This is a genomic window from Paraburkholderia sp. RL18-101-BIB-B, assembly GCF_046026985.1.
Taxonomy (GTDB): domain Bacteria; phylum Pseudomonadota; class Gammaproteobacteria; order Burkholderiales; family Burkholderiaceae; genus Paraburkholderia.
This window is the reverse complement of sequence record NZ_JARESV010000030.1, coordinates 22671-46919: the sequence shown is the minus strand read 5'-3', so window position 1 is coordinate 46919 and position 24249 is coordinate 22671. Positions and strand designations below refer to the sequence as shown.

The 24249-nt window shown below is 62.4% G+C and carries 23 protein-coding genes and 1 pseudogene; 20 read left to right on the top strand and 4 right to left on the bottom strand.

Going from position 1 to position 24249, the window contains the following annotated elements; genetic code table 11:
* Window positions 1–68: 68 nt before the first annotated feature.
* The 3 genes from P0D73_RS31285 to P0D73_RS31275 all read right to left on the bottom strand — a co-directional run bounded on the left by P0D73_RS31285 (window position 69) and on the right by P0D73_RS31275 (window position 2777).
* Window positions 69–773: a tyrosine-type recombinase/integrase gene (locus P0D73_RS31285; RefSeq protein ID WP_408256156.1), complete on the bottom strand. Its 705-nt coding sequence runs from the start codon at window positions 771–773 to the stop codon at window positions 69–71.
* Window positions 774–880: 107 nt separating this feature from the next.
* Window positions 881–1996, bottom strand: a complete 1116-nt coding sequence (locus tag P0D73_RS31280) for a phage integrase family protein (protein WP_408434424.1) — start codon at window positions 1994–1996, stop codon at window positions 881–883.
* Window position 1997: 1 nt separating this feature from the next.
* The gene (locus tag P0D73_RS31275) at window positions 1998–2777 is read right to left on the bottom strand and encodes a hypothetical protein (protein ID WP_408261497.1); all 780 of its coding nucleotides are present in this window, start codon (window positions 2775–2777) and stop codon (window positions 1998–2000) included.
* A 614-nt stretch (window positions 2778–3391) separates the two neighbouring features.
* On the opposite strand from P0D73_RS31275, the gene P0D73_RS31270 reads away from it, so the two are divergent.
* From P0D73_RS31270 to P0D73_RS31235, 8 genes are all read left to right on the top strand, one after another.
* The gene (locus tag P0D73_RS31270; protein WP_408434421.1) at window positions 3392–4033 is read left to right on the top strand and encodes a hypothetical protein; all 642 of its coding nucleotides are present in this window, start codon (window positions 3392–3394) and stop codon (window positions 4031–4033) included.
* Complete coding sequence (locus P0D73_RS31265; protein ID WP_408434418.1) at window positions 4030–5085, top strand: hypothetical protein; 1056 nt, start codon at window positions 4030–4032, stop codon at window positions 5083–5085. The genes P0D73_RS31270 and P0D73_RS31265 overlap by 4 nt, the downstream gene beginning before the upstream one ends.
* A gap of 672 nt (window positions 5086–5757) precedes the next feature.
* Window positions 5758–6735 (top strand): histone deacetylase family protein, encoded by a 978-nt coding sequence (locus P0D73_RS31260; RefSeq protein ID WP_408434415.1) that lies wholly within the window; start codon window positions 5758–5760, stop codon window positions 6733–6735.
* 393 nt (window positions 6736–7128) lie between these two features.
* Window positions 7129–7380, top strand: coding sequence for a hypothetical protein (locus tag P0D73_RS31255; protein WP_408260264.1), 252 nt, complete (start codon window positions 7129–7131; stop codon window positions 7378–7380).
* A gap of 314 nt (window positions 7381–7694) precedes the next feature.
* Window positions 7695–7937: a toll/interleukin-1 receptor domain-containing protein gene (locus P0D73_RS31250; protein WP_408260261.1), complete on the top strand. Its 243-nt coding sequence runs from the start codon at window positions 7695–7697 to the stop codon at window positions 7935–7937.
* 206 nt (window positions 7938–8143) lie between these two features.
* Complete coding sequence (locus tag P0D73_RS31245) at window positions 8144–10519, top strand: M12 family metallo-peptidase (RefSeq protein WP_408434412.1); 2376 nt, start codon at window positions 8144–8146, stop codon at window positions 10517–10519.
* Window positions 10520–11287: 768 nt separating this feature from the next.
* Window positions 11288–12010, top strand: coding sequence for an IS66 family insertion sequence element accessory protein TnpB (gene tnpB / locus P0D73_RS31240; protein WP_408434409.1), 723 nt, complete (start codon window positions 11288–11290; stop codon window positions 12008–12010).
* A 650-nt stretch (window positions 12011–12660) separates the two neighbouring features.
* Window positions 12661–12999, top strand: coding sequence for a hypothetical protein (locus P0D73_RS31235; protein WP_408434406.1), 339 nt, complete (start codon window positions 12661–12663; stop codon window positions 12997–12999).
* A gap of 147 nt (window positions 13000–13146) precedes the next feature.
* Here the strand turns inward: P0D73_RS31235 and P0D73_RS31230 are convergent, their stop codons facing one another.
* Window positions 13147–14322 carry a tyrosine-type recombinase/integrase gene (locus P0D73_RS31230; RefSeq protein ID WP_408261550.1) on the bottom strand — a complete coding sequence of 392 codons (1176 nt, stop codon included), beginning with the start codon at window positions 14320–14322 and terminating at the stop codon, window positions 13147–13149.
* A gap of 167 nt (window positions 14323–14489) precedes the next feature.
* Between P0D73_RS31230 and P0D73_RS31225 the strand changes: the two genes are divergently transcribed.
* The 12 genes and pseudogenes from P0D73_RS31225 (at window position 14490) to P0D73_RS31170 (ending at window position 24246) form a co-directional block, all read left to right on the top strand.
* Complete coding sequence (locus P0D73_RS31225) at window positions 14490–15545, top strand: DNA-binding protein (RefSeq protein ID WP_408261552.1); 1056 nt, start codon at window positions 14490–14492, stop codon at window positions 15543–15545.
* A 38-nt stretch (window positions 15546–15583) separates the two neighbouring features.
* Window positions 15584–15790 (top strand): hypothetical protein, encoded by a 207-nt coding sequence (locus P0D73_RS31220; protein WP_408261553.1) that lies wholly within the window; start codon window positions 15584–15586, stop codon window positions 15788–15790.
* Window positions 15791–15813: 23 nt separating this feature from the next.
* Window positions 15814–16704 (top strand): hypothetical protein, encoded by an 891-nt coding sequence (locus P0D73_RS31215; RefSeq protein ID WP_408434403.1) that lies wholly within the window; start codon window positions 15814–15816, stop codon window positions 16702–16704.
* Window positions 16705–17055: 351 nt separating this feature from the next.
* Entirely contained in the window at window positions 17056–17421 is a 366-nt protein-coding gene (locus P0D73_RS31210) for a hypothetical protein (RefSeq protein ID WP_408261384.1), read from the top strand.
* A 340-nt stretch (window positions 17422–17761) separates the two neighbouring features.
* Window positions 17762–19213 (top strand): site-specific integrase, encoded by a 1452-nt coding sequence (locus tag P0D73_RS31205; RefSeq protein ID WP_408261383.1) that lies wholly within the window; start codon window positions 17762–17764, stop codon window positions 19211–19213.
* Between the two features lie 586 nt (window positions 19214–19799).
* Window positions 19800–20078 (top strand): HU family DNA-binding protein, encoded by a 279-nt coding sequence (locus P0D73_RS31200; protein WP_408261381.1) that lies wholly within the window; start codon window positions 19800–19802, stop codon window positions 20076–20078.
* A gap of 202 nt (window positions 20079–20280) precedes the next feature.
* Window positions 20281–20487, top strand: coding sequence for a hypothetical protein (locus tag P0D73_RS31195; RefSeq protein WP_408261379.1), 207 nt, complete (start codon window positions 20281–20283; stop codon window positions 20485–20487).
* Window positions 20488–20675: 188 nt separating this feature from the next.
* Window positions 20676–20919, top strand: a pseudogene (locus P0D73_RS31190) (SET domain-containing protein); the annotation flags it as partial.
* A gap of 403 nt (window positions 20920–21322) precedes the next feature.
* The gene (locus P0D73_RS31185; protein ID WP_408434400.1) at window positions 21323–21616 is read left to right on the top strand and encodes a hypothetical protein; all 294 of its coding nucleotides are present in this window, start codon (window positions 21323–21325) and stop codon (window positions 21614–21616) included.
* Window positions 21613–22509, top strand: coding sequence for an integrase core domain-containing protein (locus P0D73_RS31180; RefSeq protein WP_408261376.1), 897 nt, complete (start codon window positions 21613–21615; stop codon window positions 22507–22509). The genes P0D73_RS31185 and P0D73_RS31180 overlap by 4 nt, the downstream gene beginning before the upstream one ends.
* Before the next feature lie 11 nt (window positions 22510–22520).
* On the top strand, window positions 22521–23189 hold the full coding sequence (locus P0D73_RS31175; protein ID WP_408261374.1) for a copper chaperone: 669 nt from the start codon (window positions 22521–22523) through the stop codon (window positions 23187–23189).
* A gap of 265 nt (window positions 23190–23454) precedes the next feature.
* Entirely contained in the window at window positions 23455–24246 is a 792-nt protein-coding gene (locus P0D73_RS31170) for a tyrosine-type recombinase/integrase (RefSeq protein WP_408434397.1), read from the top strand.
* Window positions 24247–24249 lie beyond the last annotated feature (3 nt).

The window sequence follows — 24249 nt, the reverse complement described above, 5'->3', positions numbered from 1 at the left end:
GAGGGCGGTCAATCGCCAATGGCATGCCGTCAGGAACCGATACATCGCTCAACGGACGCTCAAGTAGTCTATCTCGCTGCGGCATCCATCGCGGCGTCAAAAAACCGCTCCACCGCCCGGTACTGGCGCACCGCGTCGCCCTTGGTGTAAAGGGTCGTCGTGCCGAGGCTGGCGTGGCCAAGGCCGGTCTGCACGTCCCGCAGGTCACCGCCGGCATCGAGCGCGTGGTTCGCATGGGTGTGCCGCAGCCAGTGCGTGCTCGCGCGCTCCAGATCCGCCGCGGCGCCTGGGTAGGCGGGCCGGAGCAGGGCGGCGGCCCGCGTGAAAATGGCCTTGTAAAGCCGCGCGAGCGCATCGGGCGACAGCGGCCGGCCGGTTTTCAGGTGGGCGATCAACGGCGTGTTGCCGGGCGCGGTCTCGAGCGTGCACGGCACAGGCCTGAGCTGCAGACAGGCGGCCAGCTCATCCATCAGCCGCGGCGGCATCGGCACCCGCCGCTCGCGCCGGCCTTTGCCCATCACCTTCAGGGTCCAGGCGTCCCCTAGCGCGGCATCGAGCGCCTTGCGCGACAGGGCGCCGGTCGTGGCGCCGGCGAGTTCGGCGCGGCGCAGCCCCGTGGCGTACGCGAAGAGCAGGGCGAAGTAGTCGCGCTGCTGGGCCGGCGTGAAGCCGGGTACGTCGAGGGGCCGGCGGGCGGCCTGCAGCACGAACCGCCACTGGGCATGCGTGAGCGTGCGCCCGGTCACGTCGACCAGCGGCTTTGCGCTGTCCACCTTCTGCAGCCCGTGAAACGGGTTGACCTGCAGGTACTGTCCTCAACCAGCCAGCTGCACAGGGCCGACAGGATCTTGCGGGCAGTCTCCCGGCTCGCGGGCGGCAGTTATTTCGCGAACGGCCGCCAGGCCGGGTCGAACCGCTCGGCCTTGCCGTTGCCGATCCAGCGTTCAGCGGGCTGCGGGTCGGCCAGAAAGCCATTGATGTAGTCGCGGCAGTCTAGCGTATTGAGCGACGACAGCGGTTTGCGCCGCACGATAACCGCCCAGAGCAGCAGCCGCTCGGCTTCGCGCCGGTACGCGCGGGAAGTGTGTCCGCTGCGTTCGCCGCGGATCGCGATCCACGCGTTGAGGGCGTCCAGATCCGTGTTCAGCGCGGCCTGGTGGGCCGGCACCGGCGCGCGGTTCAGGCCCTGCGAGCCGTCCGGGCCGTCCGGCACACGCAACGATTCCATCGGCGCGACGTCGGCGGTGACGGCGGGGCGGGTCAGTGCCGGATGGCCCGGGTCCAGTTGCCGGCGCGGGATCACGGCCAGCGGGGAGAGGATGGCGTGCAGGGAGCCCGCGTGCAGGTCCAGCCAGTCGGTAATGCGCTGGGCACCCTTCGGGCCCAGCCGCGTCACGGCGGTGTACCAGCGTTGCCGGCGGCGCTGAATCAGGGCCAGCAGGTCGACGAGGGTAACCACCCCAGCCGCATGCAGGCGCGTGGCGATCGCCGGCGCGAACCAGCCGTCGACCGGGTGATGCGGAGCCGGGTCTTCGGCGAGTGCCCGTTCCATGCGGGCGAGCGCCGCGGCCTGGCGGGCTCGCAGACGGGCGTTGCGGGCGATTTTCCGGTCGACGCGCGGCGACTTTTCGGGCGGGAAATCGGCGCGGTAGAGGTCCAGCAGTTCGGCCTCCCCATACACCCCGCCCGGATCGACCTGCGTGCGGTAGTCCTCGAGCGACGGCGGGTCGTCGCGGCCGTGCAGCTCGGCCAGCGGAATGCTGCCCGGTTTCAGCCGCAGCAGGTGGGCCGCCTCCGTGTCGCGCGCTCGGCGCGCGGCGATCACGAGCGCGTCGCGCAGCGTCGCGACCAGCCGGCGCGTGACGCGGACGTCGGTGCCCGGTTCGCCATACGCGCCATGAAGGCCGTCGATCGCGGCCCCTTCGAGGTAGCCGCGATACAGCGCGAAGTGTTGACGGGTCAGCCGGCGGGCGGGCTGCTTCACGACCGATCCCATCTCATGCTTCCGTTGGCGCCATAGCGCCCGCGTCAGAGCCGGCACGCTTCGCCCGCGGCTTTGTGGCGGCCCGATCGTCGCCCCGAAGGGCTTTGCGCGATTGCCGGTCGATGTCGTTCGGCCACATCTTCATCCGCCACCGCTGTACCCAGCGCGGCCAGCCGGAAAACACGAGTCGGTCGAACAAGTAAGCGGCCAGTCGCGCATGCACCGCACACCGCTGCCAGTCTTCAAAGATAGGGGGAATGGGCGGACGGCTTCCGTTTGCCAGGTCAGACATCGATTCCTCGAACCTCCGATGCGCCACCTCACACTGAAATAGCTGGCCGTAGAGCCGGGAATCGATGTCCGTGAGTTGGCCAATCACGGGAGTGTGCAGCGCGAAGAGGGCAGGCCGGCGGTCGGCCAGGCTCTTGACCGCGTTCGTGACGTGCTGGCTTTTCAGGTTATCCAACTGCTGGCGACTGACGAACGGGCGGGGATCGACGTCGCTGCGTTGGGGGAGGGGGTGCGCCGCTTCGAGGTGTTCGGCGGCGGTGATGAGATGGTGGAGGTCGGGCAGCGCCAGGCCGGCGGCGACACGCTGCTCCCGGCGGCGCTGCGCGCGGGCAACGATCAGGGCACCGCCCACACCCACGACACCACCAACGGCGGCACCGACGAGCGTCTGCCAGTGGTCGAGACGGTCGATCAAGCCATCGGGTGCGGCGGTTGGCACGGGCACCGGCAAGCACATCCGTGCGGCATGCGCCGTGAGTTCGTAGAGCAGATTGCCTTCCATTCACGTCGAGTGAAGCAAAAGTGATAGCACCGCCGGAAGCGCAACTCCATGAATTCTCGGCCTCCGCCGCCCGACCGCTTCCAGATTCACTTCCGACCTCGGAGAAGTGAAAGTTGGAATCTTCGGACTACTGAACTGAATGTTGGAAACTTCGATGATGGCCATGCTGCGAGTCCTGCATTCGAGCTTTGCGACGGCCTGTTATTGGCGCAGGGAGGCGAGACGACCGTGAAACATCCGGCGTTGAACTGGCCTCGCCCGGAAGTCCATATGTGGTATGGACTTCCGGCAATTTAAAAGGGAATGTTTCACGAAAATGCGCGGGTTCCGCCGGCGAGACGCGTTTCACGAGCACATTTTTCGTCAGCAGCAGGCGACTCACTGAGCTCAACACATAGTTTGTATTGATTGGAATGTAAAACGTATCAATTGCTACGAGACGTATTGGACCCGTCACTGGCTTTGGCATCAAGCGGAGGTCCGCTGAGGATGCTCCACCCGGTCATGTGCTCCCAGCGCTGAACCGGCGCGACCCTCGCCGGGCCACTGGCCGCATCGTGTCTTCCGTTTTTGTACTACAACTGGGTAATTGTGTTGGAAGACTGAGGGCGGCGATGGTCAACCTGCGATTCGTCCGTGCGATCGACGATGTGCGCCCTTATGGGACGCATCGCTACGATGTCTATGGACCCAAGGTCGACCGGCGGATCACCCTGTTTGGTCTTCGGGCTTTGAACACCTGGTTGCAACTCGAGTTCAATCCCGATGTCGTCGCTTACTGCGAACGACCACTTCGCGTTCCTGACATCCGGCCCGCACGGATGGTCGATTTCTGGGTGCGCGGGCTTGACGGCGAACGCTTCCTGATCGTACTGCGCGGTTCAGAACTGCAGGCGGTCGCGGCGCAACCCCGGCGGTTCGTGGCATTCGACGCGTGGGCACGAAAGACCGGGATACAGGTTTGCGTGATCGGCGCGGACGAACGTGCGGCAGTGGATGTCCTGCAGCGGAATCAGGCCACCATACTTCACCACGTTGCAGCCGATCACACCTTTGTAACCGACGAAATCAAGCAGCGCGCGCTGGCCGCATGCGGGAAGGGCGCAACGGTGGGCGAACTCGAATGCCGGTTATCGCCCGTGGACGGTACGCTGGTGCGGTCTGCCGCCTTCATGCTGGTGCTGGATGGCAGCCTACGGTGTCCGACACTTGCTCGCGAGCCACTCAGCCGACAGACCCGGTTGGTGTGCTCATGAAGATGATGGCCTTCGGCGAACTCCGGTTCGACCGGGAATCGATCCCGGCCGAACTGCGCGATGTCGCGAGCTGGCCGGGCGCCGATGACGGTGCGTTGTCGAGCGAGGCTCGTCATGTGTTGCAGCGACGTATTCAGGCCATGGCGCTGTTTGTCGACGGACACTTGTCCTTACGCGAAATCGGTCGCGTGACAGGACTGCGGTTCAAAGACCTGTACAGGCTGTTCGACCGGTGCGTCACGATGCACGAGGACGGTCGGATCTTCGGCGTGCGTGCGCTGATACCGTACGCGCACACGCGCGCGTATCAGCGTAGCGCTGCCGTCACGCTCTCACGTGACGGCGTCAAAGGTGGGACAAGCGGTGCGTTCACCCAGCTTCTGCTCCGCTATCCGGAGATCGCGCGCTGGATCGAACGAAAGGTTGACGAGCGGCGGCGAAAAAACGGTGGACAACGCGAGGTATTGCGCGGCCTGCGACGCCTGCATCGCGACTTCCTCGATCAATGCCGGCGGGCCGGCGTCGAGGCGCACAACTATCCGTTCAACCAGCAGCATCTGGGTGAGCGATCGCTGGCGACGCATGTGCGGCGTCTTGCAAACCGGCACTTTGATGCGGCGGCGCAGGCAGCCGGCGCCACGCAGATAGCGCATCCGTGGGAAGACGCCGGCGAACATGTGCGCAAGCCTGCCGTCGATCCATTCGACGTCATCGAATTCGACGGACACAAGATCGACCTGCGCGTCACGCTCAGGGTCGACGATCCGCTTGGCTTCGAAACCCTGCTCGCGTTGCACCGGATCTGGATATTGGTGCTGCTGGATGTTGCGACGCGCGCAGTGATTGGCTACAGCCTGGCATTGGGCCGGGAATACAGCAAGGACGATATCGCCGAAGCATTGACTGACGCCGCCCGCGACGCGCGCTTTCCGGATTCCCGGACTGCGCGTGCGTTCGGGCGGTGGGTTCCCGTCAGTGGAGCAGGCGCTTGCGCGTGTGAGGCGGCAAGAACAGTTGCAGGCGGCACGCATCGAGGAGGTTTCGCGGCGTAGCGAAGTACTGAGGAAAACCATGCGGCAGTACGAGGTCGGTGATATTGGGCGCATCAATATCGATCAGGCGCGCGTGGCTCTGCTCGAAAGCCAGACGTCTTTGGTGAGGGAGCAGGTCGGCCTGCTCCAGGGGCAGGTTGCGTTGTTCCGGGCGATGGGAGGGGGCTGGCAAAGGACAGGCGCAGGTTCTGGGGTGGCTCGTTTGCACTAACGAGAGGTGCACCTCTCGTTAGTCTCGAAGGCTAAGATACAGGTCCTCCAAGCTGATTTTCCAAATGTCCGCCACCTGTGAGCTGACGGCTGTGAGTTGGAAGGTCGAATGTCTCGTCAGGGTCGAGTGCGGAAATCGGTGCAGGCCGACGATCGCGGAGCCCGGCCAGATCAGCACCTGCGAACTCGGCCATTAACGCCCGTTGCTCGACTCCAGAGTAGTCGCGACGTGGAAAAACCGATTGCACACAGGCACGGGCTGATCCATAAGCGAACGCCTATGATGTTTCAAGCAATGTCTAACTATCGTGAAAGTACGTGCGGCCCTATGCTTGCTTCTTGCAGTCAGAAGGTTTGGGGCGGGGTGATGAGGCGCGCCACTACCGCGTTATGCACTCTGGCAGCGCTGCGAGTGCACCGGCAATAAGGAGACGACGCGGTCTGCGCCGCGTATCAATGTAAATGACGACTACCATTATTTTTTCCCATGCTGCGTGTCTGGATCATCGCCCGGGCCCTGACCATCCGGAATCGCCGGAACGTCTGAAGGTCGTGCTGCGCGCGTTGCAGTCGCCGGAATTTGCGGCGCTGGAATGGCGCGATGCGCCGATGGGCACACTCGATCAGGTGCAATTGATCCACGACCAGGCCTTCGTCGATGCGGTCGCGGAGATCGCCCCGCAGCGGGGTTATGTGCCGCTCGATGCGGGCGACACGGTGATGTCGCCGGGCTCGTGGGAAGCCGTGATGCGCTGCGTCGGCGCGGCTTGTGCCGGCGTCGATGCGGTGATCAACGCGCAGGCGCGCAACGCGTTTTGCGCCACGCGTCCGTGTGGTCATCACGCCGAGCCAGCGAGGGCAATGGGTTTTTGCATTTTCAATCAGGCTGCAATCGCTGCGGCTTACGCTCATGAAGTACACAAGCTGGAGCGCGTCGCGGTCGTCGACTTCGACGTCCATCACGGCAACGGCACCCAGGCAGCATTTTTCAGCCGCCCGGAACTGTTTTACGCCTCCAGCCACCAGTCGCCCTTGTATCCCGGTACGGGCGCCGCATCCGAGACCGGCGTGAACCACAACATTGTCAATGTCCCGTTGCCCCGTGGATGTGATTCGGCACTCTTCCGTGCACGGATCGAGTCCGACATGTTGCCGGCGGTACGCCAGTTCAGCCCCCAACTCATCGTCATTTCGGCAGGCTTCGACGCGCATCGCCTGCACCCGCTCGCAAGCCTGAACCTCGAGGACAGCGATTTTCGTTGGATTACCAGTGAGTTGATGCGTATTGCCGATGCGACGTGCGAGGGGCGCATCGTTTCGATTCTGGAAGGGGGTTATAGCCTGGAGGCCCTGGCCACTGGCACGATGGCACATGTCCGTGCCTTAATGAATGTCGAGGTCGACCGATCAGACTCACAGGTTACCGGGTCTACGCAGTGACTTCCGGCCGTGACCGGCCATGAACGGACCTTCGCCGGACGCGTCGCCTAGTCATTCAGGAGGCGGCTCTGTCTCAGCAAACGGTCATTCGATCGCGGAAAGCTGTCCGAACATACGAACAACCAAGCGCCATTTCATGTAGACATTGCATATTGAGCGAGTTGGGCCTCAACTTGCGCCGCAAGGGTTCTAAGAGTAAGCGAGTACGGCGTACCGTCTAGACGCTCCAATCAGAAGTCGCCAGAGTAGCCCCCGCCACATCGAGTAGAGGGACTACTTTGACAACAGAAGCACCGACGAGAACTGGCCGTAAAGGCGTACCGAATCATCCGCTCGCATTCCGGCGCGAGATAGCCCGACCGGCGAGCGAACTCACACCCGGAGGACCGAACGATGACGAAGTACCTTAAAGGTCAAGAACCCGCTCAGGTCCATATCGTGAAGCAGGCCGATATGGGCCATAACGTGCAGGTCAATAACGGCGTGGCTCCTGTTGAGCAAGCATCGCACGCGGAGCAAAACAGGAACGCGCCAAACGAACTATTGGAGGCGAGCAATGGCGAAAGGCTGGACACCGGAGCGCAGGGCAAGGCAGGCCGAGCTAATCGGCCGCTGGAAACCGTGGGGGCGGTCAACCGGACCTAAATCGGCGGAAGGCAAGGCTAACGCGTCCCAGAACGCATACGAGGGCGGTCACCGTGAGTATTTGCGGGAGCTGTCGCGGCAGGTAAATGCCGAGCTCCGAGCAGCGCGCGATCTAATTCGTCAGGTCCGTCTCCCGAACGAGTGAGTCAGGTCGCGGGCATCGAGGCGCCCCGTGCATCACTGCGTCCTTGGTTGCCGCGCCTAAATGATCCTATAACGTGGGAAGCCAGCCTCTGAGTTTTGGCCGGGCAGCACTTGCCGATCCATCGGCATAACAAGCAAGAACAGGGCTGTGTGGTTAGCAGGGGAGGGCCGTGGCGGACACGTTCGATGTTTTCCTGAGTTACCACTGGCGCGACCATGCGCAGGTCGAGGCGCTCGCAACGCGCCTGCGCGAAGCCGGTGTCCGCCCGTTTCTCGACGGCTGGTACCTGGTGCCCGGCACCAACTGGCTTAGCGCACTGGAAAATAACCTCACGCGCTGCAACTCTGCGGCATATGCTGTCTTTGATACTCAATCCTCATTGGCTCTACGCTGGGTGTGGTTGCAACGTTGATCGCCGCGTACTGGCTCGGATTTCCGGCCTGTTGGTACGTCGCACTGCCTATCGTTATAGGATTTATCGCACTAGGAATTGGTATGGCGGCTAGGTGCGGTTGGACAATTAGGTAGCTATGTGATGACGCGAGTTCGTAGCGAAATGACGCCCAACCCGTCGTTGCGCCTTGCGCAAAACGTAACTGGGGGTGCGATATGCGATCCTTGAGGGCGTCATTTGTCATCGCGGTCTGCGTTCTTCTGCTATTTGTGGGTTTAGCTGAGACAGCCAGCGCGCAGACCGTCAACCGATACATCGTGATGCGGGTTGATTTCCAGGACTCCGGCACCACTCCACCGAGATACTCACGTCAACAGGTCGAGCAGCAGCTCGCCAACGTCACCAATCTCTTCAAACAGAATTCCAACAACACCATGGGGGTGGAGTTTGTCGTTACGGACATCTTTCGTTTGCCGAAAAACCAGGCAGCCTATAGCAGCACCGCGTCTATGGAAACGACATTGCAGGACGCGTTAGCCAGCGCTCCTGCGGCCGTCACGGCGCTGTGGGCAAACGATGTCCATGCAATCGTGGTAGTGCTCTCACAGAAATCGGATCCGGGTGGAAGCTACTACGCGACCCGCAACGTAGGGGCTGGTGGCAATCAGATATTCGTGGGAAATGCGGTGGTTGGAGAGAACCCCGGCGACACGGACCGGCAAGTCTGGGGTCGCTGGGCACATGAGGTAGGTCACAATCTGCAATCAGGAGCCGCTGCCGCCGACACTCCCCTTCAGGTCGGGATTGGGGGACATCCAAGTGGCTACCAAAGCGAGTTTGACCTGATGGACACGAATTATCCTGGGCGCATTGGAGCAGTGTCCATCCAACCGGATAATCAGTTCCGAAATGTGCTTTCTGTTTCTCCACCGATACGTCAACCGTGGCTCTCCCCAGGAAAGTATCAAACGTTCACTCGCGCACTGGGCGGTGGCAACGCCGCGATCTGGGCGATCGAGTACGATCAAAACGCCCAGCCCAATGTCCAGGCAGTCAAGGTCGAGATCGCACCCCACGTTTACTACATGGTGAGCGTTCGTCGAAGAGTGCGGGGCGATGATCTCAACGACAAGCGTGCCCCACAAGGAATTCCGGACGAAGGTGTTCTCATCGAGCGAGTGGACGAGGTTACGAACCCTCAGGCTATTTCAAAGGTAATCGGGCGAAATAAGGGCCCAACTTGCTTGACCGGTCCGAGTAACGACTGCAATCGTCGGGAACTTTGGAAAGCGGGGGACACTTTCCGCGCCCCGAACGAAGTGACGATCGAGGTCACAAATAAAGTCGACGACGATAATTATCTGGTCAGAGTCATCTACAACGATGTCGGGGCGCAGCCCGATGTGATGATCAAGCCGTGGATATCGCCCCCCGGAAACACATGGGAGACCACTGACATCTGGGTGGACAGCCCAGTGAACGGTTTCGGAGTGTTTCGCTATGGCATGTGGGACGACGGAAACGGACAGATGGTGCCGATCGGAAACGGAGATGATCCGGCAGTTGGCCTGACGAACCGTGTCTACGCGCGAATACGCAACATCGGCAACGCAATCGCATCGAATGTCGTCGCGACGTTCGAGGTCACCGACCCCCTCGGAATGGGGATCACCGGCCCTACCGGTTGGGTCCTTATCGGAAAGGCCGATGCCACAACGTTCCCTCAACTTGCGAGCATTCCGGCCGGCGGCACCGTGGATGTCTACGTCGATTGGAAGCCGACCTTCACGTTGACGCCAGCGCAATTGACCGCGGGCGTGTTCTATTTCCATTCGTGCTTGCGCCTCAGGATGAATGCGATTCCAGGAGAAACGGTTCTTGCGAACCAGGACGGTGACCGGGAACAGGAAAACATTAGCTATTTCCAGGTGCCGCCCAAGGGAACTAAGAGTCACCACAAGCAATCGGTATCGATCCGAAACGACGATCTCACGCACAAAAAGAACCTCATTCTCGGATATCGACTGACGATTCCACGAAACGGATCGAACGATTGGCGTGTCCAGCTCAACAACGGCGTGACTGATGTGACTCTTGCTCCCGGCGAGCTACGCGAAATTCCGGTGGAAATCATCCGAGGTCCCTCGGCCAATCGGCCCGGTCAGCGCTACTCGGTGGATGTCTTCGGCCTCTCGCATCATGAGCTGGTAAATGATCTCAACAAGAAGGATCTGCACAACGAATTTCGCTACACTGGCGGTGCCCGCATTGAAGCTCTGATCGTCGTGCCGACTAGGCTGAGCTGCAAAGCCTCTGTCACTTCCACCGGTCTCATCTCAGTCGTTGGTCGACTTGGTTTCGCAGAGCGGGTCGAAACGCCCCATCGCGGTTTGCGAATCATGGCCGTCGGGTGGAATTCAAGGCGCGGCTTCCTCGAATCGTCCCGGGTGCTCATGACGTCAGATCGGAACGGAGAATTTCGCGGATCGATTAAGGAAAATCGGGACGACGCAATTGAGCGCGTGGACTGCATGTTTTCTGGAACTACAGAAGTCTCGAGTGCTTGGCAGAGAATACCGATGACTAACGCGCGCCGCTGAGCTTGGGCGTTAGCCGGCACGGATCTCTCGTCACCGCACGCGCTCCGATCCCGCCTCGGCCCTTCCCGGACAGTCGCCATGAACCATGCTCTCGCGGCCGACCTGCACATCCGCCTCGCGCGCCGCGCCGACGTGCCGGCCATCGTGCGACTCCTGGCGGACGACCCTCGCGGGGCCGCCCGGGAGCATCCGGTGAGCCGCTCGCGCCGGGGTATTGGGACGCGTTCGACGCCATCGCGGCTCAGGGCGGGAACGACGTGCTCGTCGCGGAGGCCGCGGGCGAGGTCGTGGGATGCGTGCAGGTCGGTAGCCCTCAAGAAACGGATCTTTTTGTACGTTTAGGCCGCGTTCTGGGATTTGTGCTGGCTCAACTCTTCGGTGTAGGTGCAGCCATCGGCTTGGCGCTGCAAACGCTTCTTTGCCGCCGCGGGCTTTCGCCGGCCACTCAAACGTCATCGAATCTTCCGGCGAGTCGTTGACCTGAATTCTGACGACTGTCGGTCGTAACGGCACTGATATGGTCGCTGCGTGTCAATAGAACAGTTGTTGAATCCAGAAGGCCTGCGGGCAACCTGCGTCACTAGAGCGAGGCAGGCCTCGGGATCAAGGCCGTTCAATTTGGCGGTTTATGCCGTGTACCGAACTATGCCGCGCGGGTGCCTTTTTGGGTAAGCATCTGATTTGTACCGTTCCCCGCCTTGCGTAGAAGATGCAATCATCGGCTGCGACGGACACGAGTGACCGACTCTGTCCACAAACAGCCCGAGAATGGACACAGTGCCTCAGACAGTCGCGTTACCTGCCAAGCGCCAGAACCGACGGCATCCATTGGAATGGAAACGATCGGTCGTCGAGCAGACGTTTGAAGCCGGCGCGTCAGTCGCCAGGGTCGCTCGCGACAACAACATCAACGCCAATCAGGTGTGGGCCTGGCGCAAACTGTACGCCCAGGGTCTGCTGGTCGAAGATGCCCAGGCGGAGATCATGTTGCCCGTCGTTGTCGATAGACGGTCCGATCGTCCGGCGGCCCATGCGCCGGAGGCGAACGAACGCGCCGGCACCTCCGCAGGCTGCAAACGGCAGCATTCAGCTTCAGCATGGCAATACGTCGGTCCGGATAGAAGGCGTGCCCGACGCGACGATATTGCGCCTGGTCCTCGAGCGGATTCTGCGATGATCGGGCCGCCTGCAAACACACGGATCTGGATCGCTGCCGGCGTCACTGACATGCGTGCCGGCTTCAATTCCCTTGCGGCGAAGGTACAGATGGTGCTTGAGAAGGATCCATACGGCGGCCATGTTTTTATCTTCAGGGGCCGCCGTGGTGATCTGCTGAAGGCGTTGTACTGGAGCGATGGCGGCCTATGTGTAGCGGTAGAGAGCTGCGGCGAGAGCGGCGTTCTCGGCAGGACTGGGCGCGCCACCGATTGGGACGAACGGCTCCTCAAGCAGATGGGACTGGGAAATGTCTTGAGCGGTCGGACTGGATGACAACATGGAGAAGTCACCTGATGGGAAGGCCGGCGTCATTGTATGGAGGACAGTGCATCTCCGAGGCAGCCTTGACGTCGTCCGAGTTGGATGGATTGCAGCTCTAAAAGCATCACGGCCACGCCCATTATCCGACCGTCCATTCAGAATACTCCGACTGCACCTGCGCGGAACTACTCGCATCGCTTGCGTGCCAATGCCGTATACCGTTTTTGTGGCCAATATGTTCCGGGGTTTGCGAGCAAATTTTGCTCGGTGAAGAGCCGTGTTATCTGGTGAAAGTGCTCGTTAGGTGGCGCGTTACTTGCAGTTTCGAACCGCTGGCCGCGTGCTTTATCGGGAGACACGGATAGCGACTTTAAGATTACCTCCGTGGAACGGGACCGGTGGCTTGCTCCAAGCAGGGCAACGGCCGTTATACCTTGGAAGCCGTCGTTACCGTTCCGCGAGTTCGAACGTCGCCGATGGGTCGCCTGCGGCCCATCGCGCAACGATAGCGCCTATCCAGATGGCTCCTCCAATGGCTCCTCGATGTACGTCTGCAAGGGTGGCGTGAGCGCGCTTTTCTTGCCGACACGCTGTATCAGTTGACCGCACCTTCGCATGGCACTGTGAAGTTCATCTCCCGTAAAGGCTCACCCTGGAGATCCGTGTCGATCGCAATCATGCAACTAACCGTCTGGCACGTCTGCGTCCCCGTCAACCGCAAACCCGTCTCCAGCAGGGCTGGGCAGCATCCACGCCGCCTGTATCTGCGGCGCGCGCCTGTTCTCCCTCTGTTCTGTAAAATTGAAGACGGGCGACAGGACGTTAACAGTTCTCAGCTGATTCAGGAGGTAGAAATCATGGACGTGATTGAGCTGATGCCCGATGTCGCGGCGGACCGGCATGAAATTTTCGTTTCGCCTGACCGGGCGTCGCAGCGAGGTCGCCTGTGCGATTACGCGCGAGGCGCGCGAAGCACAATTTTGGTTGTCGCCAGGCGCTGACTAGGTCCGGATGCTCAAGGCGTTTGCTGATGGACGGCGCCGTATCATCGCGGTCGCCGAAAGGAAAGTCCGCCTGCGTCCGGGTGAACCCGTCAGGCTCACGCCCGACGATTTCCAGATCAGGCGGTAGGGCCGGGCTGCCGTCTGTTACCAGTCAATACGGTGCTTCTCGTCGGTCTCGCGGTGCCGGCGATCGTCGTCGACGTGAAGATACTGACTGGTCGTCGTCAGTGACGCATGCCCGAGGTTATCGCGCACGAGTCGCAGATCGACCTGCTGGTCCGCCATGTGGGACCCTGCGCTGTGACGCAGCCAGTGTGCCGATGCCTGCCCGAGGCGGTCCGCGCGCTGTGACTGGTCTTCACCACGCGCACGCAGGGATTGCGCCGCACCGCTAAAAACATCCTTCACGATCCGGTGCAACGCTGCGCGCGTGAGTGGTTTGAGCGACTGGCCAATTGGCAGCACGAGCGGCGTGTGCTCGCCCGGCAAGGGCAGGGCGGGCAGTCCGCGTGCCCGCCGGTAGGTACCCAGTTCCGTCATCATTTCCGCGGTGGCGGGCACCAGCCGCTCCTTGCCACCTTTGCCCATCACGTCGAGCCACCAGCGGTCCGTGCCGTTTTCGTCAGCGCGCCGGAAAAACCGTCCCATCGTGTTCGTGCCGACCTCCGTGATCCGCAGACCGCCCAGATAGAGCAGGGTAAAGAGCCAGCGCACGCGCGCGTGATGTTCGCGCTCGCGAGCTGTCTGCACGGGCATGCCCTGAATCCAGGTCTTGACCTCGAGCCACAGCTCCGGCGACAGATACCGGACGATGCGCGGCCTGGCCCTCCGGGCGCGCTGACGCGACAGCGACAGCGGATTGCCGGCCAGATAACCGGCCTGCACGAGCCACGCAAACATGACGTTGACAATCACCATGGCCTGCCGCTGGCTCGATGCCGACAGCGGGCCGTAGAACGGCCGCCAGCGCGCATCGTCGCGGGGATGCTTGCGTCCGCCGTCAGCGGTCCACCGCGCGGCGGGCTGGGGATCGGCGAGAAAGTGCTGGTAGACGAGCAGGTCTTCGTGCGTGAGCGAGGAGAGCGGCTTGCCCATCTGCAGGACCGACCACAGCAGCAGCCGTTCGGCTTCCTTGCGGTAGTTGTCAAACGTGGTTTTCGTCCCGGCGAAGCGGGCGAGCCAGGCGCGAAGCGCGTCGAGATCGGTGTCAGCGGCGACCTGCATGCGTCCGTCTGCGCGATTCGTGCCGTGACGGCCATCGAGGTCGGGCGGCAGGTCAAGCGCATCGATCGGACGCGGGGCGGGCAGGGCGGTTTTCATGGCGTGGCGGACCGGTGCGGGCGTGAGGGAGGTGTGACGCAAGAATTGTCGCACATCGCCACGAAAATTCAACATTATAGGATTAATGTCAAAATATGGGTGAGCGAGAATTAGATATATGCCGGTTTACGTAGTAATATTTATCCCAATTCTCTGATTGTGATCTCATGAGCGACGTCCTGTCCCCCGATGCGGCGCTGGCCGCCGATATCGCGCGCCTGAAGGCCGAATTCCCCAAGACCCGCGAGTTGTACCGCGAGGTCTGCGCACTGCTGTTCTTCCGTCATGGCATCACGCCGACTGCGAACCGGCTTTACCAGCTCGTGAAGCGGGGCAGCATGGTTACGCCGACTGCGGTGCTCGGCGAGTTCTGGACGGAACTACGCGAAAAGAGCCGCGTGCGCATCGCGCATCCCGACCTGCCCGCCGATCTCGGTGCGGCTGCCGGCGAACTGGTCGCGACCCTCTGGACGCGCGCCACCGCGTCAGCCGCAACGGCGCTCGACGGGCTGCGTGACGAAGTCGAGGCGCAGCGGGCCGAGGCGCAGCAGTTGGTGATCGCCGCCCACGACGAACTGGGTCGCGTCGAGACGGCGCTCGAACAGCGCACCGCGGCGCTGCTGGCCGCGCAGGTCGAGGTCCGGGAGCTGGACAGGGCGCAGGCCCAAGGCCACGCGCAGCGACAGGCGCTCGAGAAGGAACTGGCGCGGATCAGCGCGGCGCTGGCTGCGCGCGATAGCGAGTTCCGGGAGGTTAGGGAAGGGTTTTCGCGGGACCTGGCGAAGCAGCGGGAATCGGCTGAGCGCGCGGAGGAGCGTCTGCGCGCGTCCGAGAAGCGGGCGCTGCTCGAGATCGACCGCGAGCGCGGCGCCGCCGCGAAGCTGCAGAAGGAACTGGACGAGACGACCAAGCGGGCCGACCGGCGCGAGGCGGACCATCGCCGCGCGGTCGAGACGCTGCAGGCGCAACTGGGTGACGCCCGTCATCAGGCGGGCGTGCTGCAGGGGCGGCTCGATGCCGTTCAGGCCACGAACGCGACGCTGCAGGAACAACTGGCGGCACGGCGCGAGGCCGATGCCCACGAAACGCGACCCGTTCGCGCGAAGGCCGCCACGGCACGCCCAGCCGCGGCCCGTCCAGCACGGACACCGGGCCCGCCGCGCAAGGCGCCGGCCGCCTCCATGCCGTCCGGCAAGACGGCGGCACGCCGCAAGCGGGGGTAGTCAGCATGGCAGGCAGCAGCCGCCCGCGGAAAGAGGGGATGGGACGAACCGGGCGGAGCCGTCGCAAGGCACCGGCCTGCCCGCCGATCGGCGCGCTGATGCGCTACGGCGAGCGTACGGTGCGCGTGATCGCCGAAGCAAGCGGCCAGCGCGTGATCATCGAGTCAGTCGGCGAAGACGGCCGCACCTTCCGCAGCACGGTGAAGTGGGCTAATCTGGCCCATCCTGAAAGGCAACTTTTCTGAGCGCGATGGCCATACAGCAGACCGTGAAGCAACTGGATATCTTCGCCGACAGCCGCGACGTGATGTTGCGCAACGACGTGCTGGAGCAACTGCAGCGGCGCGATGCGGTGTCCGCTCGCACCGCACTGGAACTGCTGGCTGCCGGATACCCGGACGATGACGCGCTGCCCGCGATGAGCGTGCTGGTGAGCGAACTCGAACGCGCACCGGCGGCGCCCTTTGCGGATCACGCAGCGCTCGCCATCGCCCGGCGTCACCTGGAGGACGAGGTGGTGCCCGCCGCCCGGCGGGTGCTGCCCGCGCAGACCGGTCACGCATGGCTCGCACCCTGCTGGCGAGCGCTCGCGGACCGGGCCGCGACCCTGGCTTTTCTCCGTGCCGATGCCGACAGCCATTCTGCACCGCTGTGGCTGCTGGCGGGCGACTGGGCGGCCGCGAGTGAGGCGGTCCAGAGCATTGAATCGTGGTGGCGCATCCCGGCGCCCCTCGCGTGGATGACCGAGGCGCGCTACCGGGCAGTTGGACTGGACGCCGCATGGCCGCTGCTCGCGGAACTGGCGTGGCTGGCGCCGGCACGGTTTGCGGCATTGCTGCCGGTACTGGGCGACGCGTCGCTCGACGCGTTACGCCGGCGCTTCGATGCGGAATTTCCCGGCACGGGCGAGGTCGACGATGACGCGTGGTTCCCGGCGTGGCTGCTGGTGATCAAGCCGGCGCTGGCGGGCCGGCTGGCCGAGGCGCGCGTCCAGCGTGAGCAGGCGGCGTCCCGCGCGACGGCCCTGCTGGGGGAGATCCTGCGCCGCGAGCATGAGGGCGACCAGCACGAACTGGTCAGCCTGCGCGAGGAACTGAGCCGCCTGCATGCGGGTCTGTTCGACGCGTATATGGCGACGCGCAGAGTGCTGCACCGGTGAGGCGGTCAACCCGACAATGCTTTGTGGCACGTCGCGGTGCTACCGGCATTGCGTCGTTCACGGCACCAGACACGCGGTGAGATTTCGAATTGGTGTCCCACTGAACCGCCGCATCCGAACAGGCCTCCCCGCCTCTTCATAGGGCACGGCCCCGGACGAAGCAAGGCGTGTGTACTACTTGATCGCTGCCGCATCGGTCGCAGTGCGGCATGACCCAATCTGCCCAATATGCGGGACGACCCGAATTGCCGCGCTGCAGTGGCGACTGAAGCAACGGGCTCTTCGACGGGAAGGGGTGGTCGCAGTGCGATGATTGTGGTTTGTGGCTGCGGAAATCATGGATCGAAGATTATGGAAACCGTCGCGTTTATCTCGACCGAGAACGGGGACGACTTGATTCTGTCCTTTGCAGTCGTCGACCCCGCGGATCCGAGTGGGATCGAAAGTCTCACCCTTCTGCGCACGCCGAAATATGAACACCTGCTGGAAGATTGGGAGCGAGGCGTCAGCGTTTCGTTTGAGCGGTACGTGGAAGACGATGAGGAAATGCTGGAAGAACTCCGCCTTGATCGGAAATCAGCCGTAGTACGCCTGACAACCAGCCTGCGCACATATGAGCTGGATCTTCGAAAGGTCGACGGGAAGGAGGTGTCGGCCATGAGAAAGGTGCTCGGCCAGATGAACTATGATCGTCGGATCAGGCTAGTGGGCGTCTAACGATTTCTTCGATCCGACGACCGCACGAACCCGGAAATTCGCCGCAGGGGCGCGACACTCAACGAAACGCCGCTGCCTCTGCCGCCCGACAGTGACACAATTATTTCGTTCACGTCGCAGTCTTTGTGCAACAAGGATGTCACGGCGTCGGTAGGCTGGATCTGCGCGAAGTGCTACTTTTACTTCCGAGACGCCTCTACTTTTAGTTCATTGCACGCCGGCGCCGGTAGTATGACGGAAATCATCTGACGAAAGGTAGCGGATTGAGGCGTGTTTTCATCCCCTTTCTCCAAATTGGCGAACGATGTTTCCGTCGACAATCGGCCACATTGAATGACACATGACTAACGTGAACACCGCCGGGACAATACGCATTGGTGACAACCCGCTTGCGCTTGCCGCGCTATACCGGGCAGGGCTGGGGGAAAAATGGGAGAACACGACGGAGGCGGTTGGCTGTTTCCGAGCACTTGGAGTAAAAGTCACTCATGACCGTATCCGTGAGGCCGTTGCTGTTGCAGAATTCCCGGGCGAGTTATTAGCGCTTTTTGCCGGGGTTGGCATGGTCAGCTGGACTGCCCGAGGCCTACTCAGAGCGAGGAACGAACATGGTCTGGCTACGTTGGTTGAGCGCGCACGCCTACTCGATCCGACAGGAAAATCTCGATCGGAGATATTGGCGCATTTAAGCGGTGCAGATCGCTCCGGGAAAATCCGCGGAACGTACAAGAGAGAGAGTCCTCTGGCACTCCACGATCGTTTTGTCGAAGGCCGTCGATTGAATGCATGGTCGACGACGCGTCAAGCTGCAGAGGCGATGGGGATAGCGCATTCCCGGCTGGTAACGGCGTCAGATGTTGCTTCATTACCGCAGGAACTGAGAAAACTTCTACCAAACGAAAGCCTTACATTTGAGCTTGGTCGCTCCCTCTGTGACCTCGTCGCGTTGAGGGGTGCGGAAGCGGTACGCAAAACGGCCATTGCTGCACAAAAAATGCAACCACGGTTGAGCCCCGAACGGTTGCTTGCACGAATCATTGGACTAGACGGCGAACAGTTCTATGCCAAGGTGCGGCGGGGCGCTAAGAAGGGCGGAAAGCAGGGTGCGGTGTTCTTGGAGCTACGTCTTCACCCGGCCGGGCCAGACACCGAGTCTCAACTCGAGACGATTGCCGAGTTGCTGAACTATCAGTTTGCACTCAAGCTTAACGGTTCCGGTGAAAGCATTACTCCTGCATCGCAGGACGAACAGGGGCGGCAAGCTCCTATTCGGCGGCGCTTGCGCGGACCCTGTCCCCTTGAGCGCCTTTCGCTCCCACTGAATCTGGACGGATCCGCCGGTGAAAACCGCAATACGTCCGGGAACGCTCTCGGCATTGACGACGATCGTGCCGCCTTGGAACACTGGTTATCCAGTTATAGCCCCGTGACATACGACCGCTATAGGAGCGAGACGGAGCGCCTGATGTTGTGGGCTGTTTTCCGCAAGAACAAACCGTTGTCCAGCCTTAATAGCGACGATGCGAACGAATACATCAACGCGTTTGCCTTAAATCCTCAGCCTTCATCCGTTTGGGTGATGAAGGGGAAGCGATTTCGCGACGAACCGGCGTGGCGCCCCTTTCGCGGGCCGCTTTCACATGAGAGCCGGCGGAAAGGGTTGAGGACGCTCCGAAAGTGCTTTGCCGATCTGGTTTCTGCCCAATACTTGATAGCAAACCCTTTCGATACCGTCGAAGTGGATGGCGAAAGTGGTGATCTCGCCGAAACTGAATATACTGAATTAGCCTAGATCCGTGGCAGGCCGGCGTCCCTGGATACGACGTCAAGGTACTGATCGCCCAGCTCTGCCAGGTCAAGCCCTTCGAGGTAGCCACGAAAAAAGGCGTGGTGCTGTAGGCCGATGCGCCGCTCACGGGCCAGGCGCGGTTTGGTGACAAAAAGTGAAGGGGGGAAAGTAAGAGCTTTCCACCCCTTCGTTTGCGGACAGGCGCCCTGTTTCGGGAAAGTGCGTGGCCGGACGGCACCGGGAGTGGCGCCGCGGCACGGGTCGGTCGATCCGGGCGCGAGGCCGGATGCGGGCGGATACGGAGCAGCGGGCACGCGCAACTGAGGCGCGGAGCTAGGCGACCCAGGACGCCCGGATGTCTGCGGAGTCTGCGGCCCACAACCAGACCGCTGACCTGTCGTTGAATATCCGAACTTTGCACCTGCGAAGCTCTTTAGCGACGCCAATCGCTGGGCATCCGATCCACGGAAGACGGGAGCCGATATTGAAGGCGGGTATCGCGAAGCACGTTAGCTGCGTGCCGATTGCGCGGAGGCGCGCCGATCGGGTAGGGTGACGACATCTTCACAACCAGAACAGGGACAAAACCATGAACAAGCAGGAACTGGTCGATGCAGTCGCCGCGAAGACCGGCGACAGCAAGGCCGCCACGGGCGAGGCGATTGACGCGGTGATCGCGGCCATCACCGGTGAGCTGACGAAGGGCAAAACGGTGCAGCTGATCGGCTTTGGTTCGTTTTCGACGGGCGCGCGCGCCGCGCGGGTCGGCCGCAATCCGGCGACCGGCGCCGAGATCCAGATTCCTGCCGCGAAGACGGTCAAATTCACCGCGGGCAAGGCATTCAAGGATGCGGTGAACGGCGCCTGAAGTCGTGCACAAGTCAATGGGCGGGTCCCGTCGGCGGTTTGGCCGCCGACCACGTCGCCGCGGCGGGTTCGCCACGATGGGGAACGGACTTATCTGTGCGCAGGGCCTGGACCGGGCTATGTCTGCCTGGTAGCATCGGTGGCGAGATGCTGCGATGTGCCGCGGCCCCTGCAAGTCGCTGGATAGCTATATCGATACCCGTATGGAAAAGAAACGATCCCGGAGCAGGCGGGACCCGCTGTGTCCACCGATCGGCGCGCTGTTGCGCTACCGGACGCGCATCGTGCGGGTCATCGCGGAAGCGCGTGGGCAACGGGCGATGATCGAATCGCTCGACACGACGGGCAGGACCTTCGTGAGCACGGTGAAGTGGGGCAGCCTGCGCGAGCTCGGCACCCAGCCCTTCTGAATCTGGCCTGCATCGCAAGGCGACAGACGACCATCCCGCAATGTCGCGGATTAAAATCTGCGTGAAGCCCACGACTCAAGTGCGTCTGGCGGGCGCTGAACGTCATGGCAACGATATCTTCCTTCCATCAATAGTGGCTGAACTGGCCGCTTCATACTTGCGCATAGACCACAGTCAGGGGCAACACGATGCAACGCATCACCGTCCGGAGATCGCCGGTGCACGCCAAGGGGGTATTTGCGATGCTGCCGCCTGCGGCGGGCGAGCGCGTGCTTGAGTACAGGGGCGAAATCACGACGTGGCGAAACGCGTTGCGCCGGCACCGGCGTGAAGGCGTCGCGGGACATACCTTCCTGTTCGGTCTGTTCGGACGGACGCGTCATTGATGGCAGCCGGGGCGGCAACAGCGCCCGCTGGCTGAACCACGCCTGCTGTCGGTGTTCACAAATGCCGCTAGCCATGTTCACAGGGATGCTAGCGGCCACGACGTTGCCACTGGCGCGTTAGTTCAGGTGGACATTCCGAGGTCGGCTCCACTCAGACCCCGGACAATCGCCGCGCCAATCGCGTTCGTCGTGTTATCGGCCAACTAGCTCGCAGACGACAAGCTACTGATCTCCTGCAACACCGCGTCGATTCCCGTTGTCAGCAATGGAAACACACAAACGAGAATACGTGAACCGCCTCCGATTTTTCTGGACACGAATTTGGGGTAAAACCTGTGTCTGGAAATGGAGTCGAAGATGCTGAACAAGTCGAAGTTGCTGAGGTTGTGCCGGGGGCGGTGGAAGGAGCGCGTAGCGCGACTGGAAGCGCCCCCGGCGCGGCCGCCGAAGTGAAACGGTGGTCGGCCAACCGGAAGAAGGAAGTCGTCTTGCGCCTGTTGCGCGGCGAGCCGGTGGACGCCATTTCGCGCGAGGTTTCGGTGCCGATCTACAGGCTCGAAGAATGGCGCGAGCGTGCCCTGGCCGGTATCGATGCCGGCCTCAAGGAGCGCGAGAACGATCCGCTGGAGGCGAAGCTTGGCGAGGCCACCCGGCGCATTGGCGAGCTGGTGATGGAAGTCGAGATCCTGCGCAAGGAAAGGCAGGCCCGACACCCTTTAGGCAACCGGAGGTCGCCGAAATGAGCCGCGCGACCTCCACTGGCACCGGCAAGCCTTATGGGCTGCAGCGGGTCTGCCGGGTGCTCGGATTCCCGCGTTCGACGATCTATGCCGGTCGTGCGCGCGCGTCGAGCAACGTGGTGCCACTCGTGGCGCAGCGGCGCGGCCCGAAACCAAAGATGCCGGACGCTGACCTTCTGGAGGCCATCCGGGCCGATCTGGCGGCCTCGCCCTTTACCGGCGAGGGACATCGCAAGGTATGGGCGCGGCTGCGCATCCTGCGCGACATCCGGGTCTCCCGCACCCGTGTGCTGCGTCTGATGCGGGAGAACGCCTTGCTGTCGCCACATCGGCGCCCCCAGGGCAAGTCTGCCCAGCACGCCGGCACAATCACGACCAGCCGCCCGAACGAGATGTGGGGCACCGACGGCGTGCGCATCGAGACCGTGGATGACGGCTGGGTCTGGGTGTTCTCGGCGGTTGATCATTGCGACGCCTGCTGCGTCGGCATCCATGCGGTCAAGACGGGCAACCGGTTCGCCGCCTTGCAGCCGATCGCACAGGGACTGCTGGGCGAATTCGGCGGCACGGGTGCCGAGATCGGTCGGGGCCTGACGCTGCGCATGGATAGTTCGCAATACACGGCCGATGACTTCCTCAACCAGGTCAGGTTCTGGGGTGTCACGCCGAGCTTTGCCTTCGTTGCCGAGCCACAAACGAATGGCGTCGCCGAGCGCTTCAACCGGACGCTGAAGGAACAGGCCATTCACGGTCGCATCTTCAGGAATCTGGAGGAAGTCCGGGCTGCGGTCGTCGAGTTCAAGGATCGTTACAATCGCCACTGGCGTCTCGAAAAACTGGGCTTCATCTCACCCCATGAAGCCCGTCAGGCAGCCACCCTCAAAGAGGCCGCCTGAGTTGCAAAACCGTGTCCAGACAATCCGAGCCGGTACACAAACGAGAATACGCATGCGAACAACAGCTCAAGGGCCTCAACACCATGGTAACTCTTAGACTGGCGGAACTTCAGAAGGAAGCGGAAGAGACGCGCTCGCGTTTGCTAATCGGGGATTGGGGCGCCGCAAACCCAGACGTCGCCTTCCGGCTTGCAAGCCTCCGAGAACTTCTGAAACGATCTGAAGACGACCAAGTCAACCCACACGTCGTAGTGGCGACCGTCGCCGCCTTGCAAACCGACATTCGAGGTGTGATAGTCTCCCTATGCAAGCTCGATAACACTTACCGCGGTCGCGCGGCCGAGCTGCTACAAGAAAAGATCTCCATCAAAGATGCGCTAGGATGGATCGGCGGCGCATCAGTGATGCTTTGGCGAACTAGTCGCCCATTCGGCCACATGCAACTCAATCACCGACTACGCCACTTGGATGAATGCACTGCTCGCCGGCAATTTCCACGACCATGCTGGGCGCTGATGGGCGTGTTGTTCGTCGCGGGCGTGATGAACCTTGTCTGGGTGGCGACGCTGGCGCTGTTTGTCTTCCTGGAAAAGACGGGACCCGCGGGCACCGTTGTGGCGCGCGTGGCTGGCGCCGCCATGATTGTGGTCGGGGTTCTGTTCTTCACCGGCATTCGGTGAATCTCCTGTTCTTCCTTTTGAGTTGCCGCGAATGGCTGCAATGGGGTCGCGCGGTGCCAGTCGCGACAGGCAGGGATCGGCCACAACCAGCCGTTCGGTGACCGGGGAAACCGGCCGTTGGAACGACCGGATTACTTCGGCGGACGAAACCGCTCGCGCGGTAATGGGGCTCCGGTTGAGCTCTGGTGGCAGGTGAGAGGAAACCGGCTCTGTTTCCATGTTGGGTACGAGGCAATCCGCCTCGTTCCTCAACAGGAGCAGAGCCATGACTCACACCAGCCAGGATATCAGTCCGCTGCGCCAGCGCCTGATCGACGACATGCGCATGCGCAAGCTCGCACCGAAGACGCAAGCCGGTTATGTCCGCGTGGTCCGTCAGTTCACCGCTTTCCTCGGACGCCGGCCCGACACCGCCACGGTCGAGGACCTGCGGCGCTACCAGCTGCATCTGGTCGACCACGGCATCTCGCCCGTGTCGCTGAATGCCGCCATCACCGGACTGAAGTTCTTCTTCGACATCACGCTTGAGCGACCGGAACTGATGGCCCGCATGCAGCCGGTGCGCGTGCCCCGCACGCTACCGGTCGTGCTCAGCCCTGACGAGGTGGCCCGGCTGATCGCCGCCGCCGGCAACCTGAAGCACCAGACGGCACTGTCGGTCGCCTACGGTGCCGGGCTGCGTGCCAGCGAAGTGGTGGCGCTGAAGGTCGGCGACGTTGACAGCCAGCGCATGACGCTGCGCATCGAGCAGGGCAAGGGCCGCCGCGACCGCTACGCGATGCTCTCGCCAGTCCTGCTCGAGCGCCTGCGCGTCTGGTGGCGGGTGGCCCATGCGCAGGGCCGCATGCTCGAGGGCGGATGGCTGTTTCCCGGCCTCGATCCGGTGGACCCGCTGAGCACGCGGCAACTGAACCGCGCCATCCATGCCGCCGCAGAAGAGGCACACCTCGGCAAGCGCGTATCCATGCATACGCTGCGCCACTATGTACCCTTCCGGATTATGTCTTGTAGCCTCCTGATAGCCCATTTTTCTGGGCAAATGGACAACGCTGGATAGAGA

What these genes read in the sequence shown, in the direction of transcription:
- P0D73_RS31280 (WP_408434424.1), bottom strand. Translation starts at nt 1,996, where the DNA reads ATGGGATCGGTCGTGAAGCAGCCCGCCCGCCGGCTGACCCGTCAACAC.
- P0D73_RS31275 (WP_408261497.1), bottom strand. Translation starts at nt 2,777, where the DNA reads ATGGAAGGCAATCTGCTCTACGAACTCACGGCGCATGCCGCACGGATG.
- P0D73_RS31270 (WP_408434421.1), top strand. Translation starts at nt 3,392, where the DNA reads ATGGTCAACCTGCGATTCGTCCGTGCGATCGACGATGTGCGCCCTTAT.
- P0D73_RS31265 (WP_408434418.1), top strand. Translation starts at nt 4,030, where the DNA reads ATGAAGATGATGGCCTTCGGCGAACTCCGGTTCGACCGGGAATCGATC.
- P0D73_RS31260 (WP_408434415.1), top strand. Translation starts at nt 5,758, where the DNA reads ATGACGACTACCATTATTTTTTCCCATGCTGCGTGTCTGGATCATCGC.
- P0D73_RS31255 (WP_408260264.1), top strand. Translation starts at nt 7,129, where the DNA reads ATGACGAAGTACCTTAAAGGTCAAGAACCCGCTCAGGTCCATATCGTG.
- tnpB (WP_408434409.1), top strand. Translation starts at nt 11,288, where the DNA reads ATGGACACAGTGCCTCAGACAGTCGCGTTACCTGCCAAGCGCCAGAAC.
- P0D73_RS31230 (WP_408261550.1), bottom strand. Translation starts at nt 14,322, where the DNA reads ATGAAAACCGCCCTGCCCGCCCCGCGTCCGATCGATGCGCTTGACCTG.
- P0D73_RS31225 (WP_408261552.1), top strand. Translation starts at nt 14,490, where the DNA reads ATGAGCGACGTCCTGTCCCCCGATGCGGCGCTGGCCGCCGATATCGCG.
- P0D73_RS31220 (WP_408261553.1), top strand. Translation starts at nt 15,584, where the DNA reads ATGGGACGAACCGGGCGGAGCCGTCGCAAGGCACCGGCCTGCCCGCCG.
- P0D73_RS31210 (WP_408261384.1), top strand. Translation starts at nt 17,056, where the DNA reads ATGGAAACCGTCGCGTTTATCTCGACCGAGAACGGGGACGACTTGATT.
- P0D73_RS31205 (WP_408261383.1), top strand. Translation starts at nt 17,762, where the DNA reads ATGACTAACGTGAACACCGCCGGGACAATACGCATTGGTGACAACCCG.
- P0D73_RS31200 (WP_408261381.1), top strand. Translation starts at nt 19,800, where the DNA reads ATGAACAAGCAGGAACTGGTCGATGCAGTCGCCGCGAAGACCGGCGAC.
- P0D73_RS31195 (WP_408261379.1), top strand. Translation starts at nt 20,281, where the DNA reads ATGGAAAAGAAACGATCCCGGAGCAGGCGGGACCCGCTGTGTCCACCG.
- P0D73_RS31180 (WP_408261376.1), top strand. Translation starts at nt 21,613, where the DNA reads ATGAGCCGCGCGACCTCCACTGGCACCGGCAAGCCTTATGGGCTGCAG.
- P0D73_RS31170 (WP_408434397.1), top strand. Translation starts at nt 23,455, where the DNA reads ATGACTCACACCAGCCAGGATATCAGTCCGCTGCGCCAGCGCCTGATC.